This is a genomic window from Aquabacterium sp. (assembly GCF_004297345.1).
GTDB lineage: Bacteria > Pseudomonadota > Gammaproteobacteria > Burkholderiales > Burkholderiaceae_C > Aquabacterium.
Genome location: NZ_SCTN01000078.1, coordinates 1 through 3,354 on the forward strand (window position 1 = coordinate 1; position 3,354 = coordinate 3,354).

Consider the following 3,354-nt stretch of genomic DNA (forward strand, 5'->3'; position numbering starts at 1 on the left):
GCACCTTGTTCGATCTGCGCGCAGTGGCAGTCCGGATGCTCGACAACCTGGACGGTAGCGCTGAACGCCAACTGGTCGCCAAGGCCCATGGCTTCGATAACCTCTTCACTCTGGAGAAGGCCATTGAACACATGGCGCCCGATGACATCGCCATGGTGATGATGAGCATCGCCGTTGCTCGGGACGTAGATGTCGCCTATTGGGAAATGGGCGACGGTGACAAGACCGACCTGCATGCCCTGGCCACACACCACGGATTTGACGTCGCAAAGCACCGCGCCGAGTTTGAGGGTGCAAAAGGCCAATCTACCCCTTCTCCTGCTGCGCAAGCGCCGAAGGGGGGCGCGAAAAAATCGGCGACGAAGGCTGGCGCTGCCGCCGAAGGTGCCGAGTCGCCAACGACCGATGCTGGCGCGGGCCAGGACTCTACCGAACAGCTTGCGCTCGATGACCAGGCTGAAGATCAGTCGGCTTCGCCGAAGGGTGACGATTCCACACACACAGGCTCAGACGCTGGCCGTGTTCATTGGCCCTTCCCCGATCCTAAGACGAGCCGGCCAAAGGCCGGAGGTAACCCCGTGGACACGGCAAAGCCGTCTGACCAGGTAGAGCAGCAAGCAACCGAAGAGGACGCAGCATGAAGCGCCTTGTCAAAGACAAGGCCCTGTTGAGCGCTCGCGGATGCGAATGCTGCGCCTGCCAGACCGCCCGAGACATCAGCGCACTCATCGGTGGACAGGTCAGCACAACCGATGGAGCCAACAGGAAAGAAGGCTTGCACAAGCCGCCTGCACTTGAAGCAGTAACGCAGAACGGAGGCGCCTGATATGGCCGCACAAGACACCACTCAAGAAGCCGGCGAAATGACCATTGAACTGCCTATCCGGTGGATCACCCTGGCCTGGTACTGCACCCTCACGGGGGACACGCCAGACGCCGTCCACGCCCGGCGCCGCAAGAAGCAATGGATCGACGGCGTGCACTGCCAGGTCGATCCCAACGGCAACCTTCGCATCAATCCAAAGGAGTACAACAAGTGGGTGGAACAGGGCAAAAAGAGCGGAAGCTGAAGCTTCCCGCCGGCGTCACGATCCGTTCGTTCAAGACAGGCGAACGGATCCAGATCGCCTTCATGTACAAGGACGTCGAGTGCCGCGAGCTGGTTGCGCCTGGCGCGATCACGCAGACCGCGCTCAACCTGGCCGGCGGCCTGCGCTCTGAGATCAAACGGAAGATCCATGCAGGCACGTTCGTCTATGCCGAGTACTTCCCCGACAGCCCTAAGGCCAAGCAGTTCGACGCTAATGGGCGCCGGATCATGCTGGCCGACAAGCTCGATGAGCAGCTCACGATCTACGAAGAGCAGGTGTCGAACAAGTCCATGTCGCCCAGCACGCTCGACGGCTACAAGAAGGCCATCAAGAGCGAACGCATGCAGACGTTTGCAGAGGGCAAGACACTGACGGACGTGACGCCGGCATCGCTGCGCACGTGGATTGGATCGTTGGGCGTCACAGCGAAGTTTGCGCGCAACCTGATGACACCACTGCGATCGGTGTTTGAAGACGCGCTCAACGATGAGCTGATCGACTTCAATCCGTTCGACCGCATTGCGTTGAAGAAGCTGCTCAAGCAAACGGCCAAGCCCAGCGAGTACGAGGTGGACCCATTCACCGAGTCCGAGCGCTCGGCCATCATCCAGGCCTGCCGGGAGGATGAGCTGCCCATGGTGCAGTTCTGGTTCAACTCCGGCCTACGGCCAGGTGAGCTGATCGCACTGCGCTGGGTGAAGGTGGATTGGCCAGCACACATGGCCCGCATCGATCTGAACCGCGTAGCCAAGACGGACAAGGCACCGAAGACGGACGCCGGCATCCGTGACCTGGAGCTGAACCAGGATGCAATGGCAGCACTGGCCATGCAGATGCCAAGGACGTTCCTGCAGCAAGAGCACATCTTCCTGAACCCGCGTACCGGCGAGCCATGGGACACGGACGCACAGATCCGCCGGACGCTTTGGCAACCGCTCTTGAAGCGTGCCGGCGTGCGCCACCGCAACCCCTACCAGGCACGGCACACGTATGCGAGCGGCCTGCTGGTTAAGGGCGAGAACCCATGGTACGTGGCCCAGCAGCTCGGGCACGTGGACATCCTCATGTTCTTCAAGATCTACGGCAAGTTCATCCGGGAGGACTACCAGCGCCCGAAGGCGCAAGCAAAGGGTTCAAAGCCAACAGGAAAGGAGGCTAGCCATGGGTAGCCCTACCTACGTGGGTAGCCCCACATACGTCTTCATGAGCGGAGCAGTGGAGTTCCTCAAACCCGATGCCCGAGATCGCCGCTTCTTCGTCGTTGATGCATCCGAGCAGGGCAACGAGAAATTGGGGCGATACCTTGGCTCCAAGCTTCGCACAACCGACATCGGCGAGGAGAAGCTGTGCACCAAGTGCATGGAATGGTGGCCTGCCGATGGCGAGTTCTTCCACCCCTATAAGGGCGGCATTGGTGGCCTCAACTACTGCTGCAAGGCCTGCTACCGAGAAGCCCAACAAGAGCGCAAGCGCCTCAAGCAAATGATCACGCCGGAATCGGCCTGATTACCGATCACCAACCCATCCAACGAATACACCATGGACGACACCCCAGACTTCATCAGCAGGGTCAGCAGCTACATCAATACGAAGCTCAACGGCGACCAGTGCCCCAACGCTACATCCCTTGGCGAGTGCCCCGCAACCTACCTCACCTTCATCTACCCCAGCGATGGGCGCAGTTGCTTCTATTCTCATGTCTACCTGTGGACGGCTGGCCAGCACCTGAAGCCCAGCGAAATCGCCACCTGGTTCAAAGAAGCGGACTGCCACGAGATCACCATCTCTCAACACATGGTTGATGAGGGGAACATGATCACTGACGGGCGCTGCCAGGATGGCGCGATCTCGCTGCTTGTTGAGTTCCACGACCGGCCATACAAGCCCGCTGATAAGGCCTCGCCGGCTTCGGTGGCCATCGCATCACACCCGCTCAGCTCCGATCGCATTGACGACATCTACCGATCGCTGCCAGCTCGCCATGATGGCCAGTTCTCGCTGCAGTTGTTTGCCAGGAAGGTTTGGGATGAGGCAGCGACGCATACCGTGCAGACGTCTGCACATACAACTCAGGACCGGCAGATGGGGAAGGTTGTGGCGTGGCGATGGAGCAACCGACTTGGCGAAGCCGTCACAAGCTGGATCGAGTTTGAGCCCGCCAACAAGCAGAGCATTGAGGAGCAAGTTCGGAATGAGGGCGGGACCATCGAGTACGCCTACAACGCCCCGCCAGTGCAGCAGAACGAGGCTGTTGCGCAGTGGC

6 protein-coding genes are annotated in these 3,354 nt (G+C 60.1%); all 6 read left to right on the top strand.

Annotation, left to right across the window (positions count from 1 at the left end):
• Positions 1–35: 35 nt before the first annotated feature.
• A complete protein-coding gene (locus tag EPO09_RS02290; protein WP_290639758.1) occupies positions 36–641 on the top strand; it encodes a hypothetical protein in 606 nt (201 codons plus the stop codon).
• Positions 638–826, top strand: coding sequence for a hypothetical protein (locus EPO09_RS02295; RefSeq protein ID WP_290639759.1), 189 nt, complete (start codon positions 638–640; stop codon positions 824–826). Before EPO09_RS02290 ends, EPO09_RS02295 begins: the two co-directional genes overlap by 4 nt.
• A gap of 1 nt (position 827) precedes the next feature.
• The gene (locus EPO09_RS02300) at positions 828–1,070 is read left to right on the top strand and encodes an excisionase (RefSeq protein WP_290639760.1); all 243 of its coding nucleotides are present in this window, start codon (positions 828–830) and stop codon (positions 1,068–1,070) included.
• Positions 1,037–2,260: a DUF3596 domain-containing protein gene (locus EPO09_RS02305; RefSeq protein WP_367200034.1), complete on the top strand. Its 1,224-nt coding sequence runs from the start codon at positions 1,037–1,039 to the stop codon at positions 2,258–2,260. Before EPO09_RS02300 ends, EPO09_RS02305 begins: the two co-directional genes overlap by 34 nt.
• Positions 2,253–2,597 (top strand): hypothetical protein, encoded by a 345-nt coding sequence (locus EPO09_RS02310; RefSeq protein ID WP_290639762.1) that lies wholly within the window; start codon positions 2,253–2,255, stop codon positions 2,595–2,597. Before EPO09_RS02305 ends, EPO09_RS02310 begins: the two co-directional genes overlap by 8 nt.
• A gap of 33 nt (positions 2,598–2,630) precedes the next feature.
• Positions 2,631–3,354: hypothetical protein (locus EPO09_RS02315; protein ID WP_290639764.1), on the top strand; the 724-nt coding region annotated here is incomplete at its 3' end.